This is a genomic window from Aerococcus sp. L_32 (assembly GCF_050689315.1).
Window position 1 is genome coordinate 1 of sequence record NZ_JBOEQF010001254.1, and the last position, 524, is coordinate 524.

At 42.0% G+C, this 524-nt stretch carries 1 protein-coding gene; it reads left to right on the forward strand.

Annotated features, from left to right (window positions below):
• Positions 1–524 (forward strand): PhoH family protein (locus ACRCJ0_RS19190; protein ID WP_431391812.1); only part of this gene is annotated, 524 nt, incomplete at both ends.

Here is a 524-nt window from a genome sequence, read left to right on the forward strand (position 1 = left end):
GTGTAGCCTTGATGAATCCAGCATTAGCCGTACAACTATTTGGTACTGAGGACCGTAATCTTTCTTTGATTGAACAAGCTTTTGAGGTGCAAATATTTGCCAGAGATGAGCAAATTGAAGTAACCGGACAAGAAGCGAATGTTGCCCAAGCGATTGATTTACTGACAGAATTACAAGTTATTCTACAATCAGGTATCACAATCGGTGAGCGTGATGTGGTTACTGCGATTAAAATGGCAAAGAATGGGACTATTAAACACTTTGTAAGTTTATATGAAGAGGAAATTGGCCGGACCTTTGAAGGGAAAGCTATTCGAACAAAAACTGTAGGTCAACGTCAATATTTACACGCTGTCAATAAACATGCCATTACTTTTGGGATTGGACCAGCTGGTACCGGGAAAACTTTCTTAGCAGTGATGATGGCCGTTCAGGCTTTAAAACAAGGACGGGTAAAACGGATTGTCCTAACGCGTCCAGCAGTTGAAGCAGGGGAAAGCTTAGGTTTCCTACCTGGTGACTTG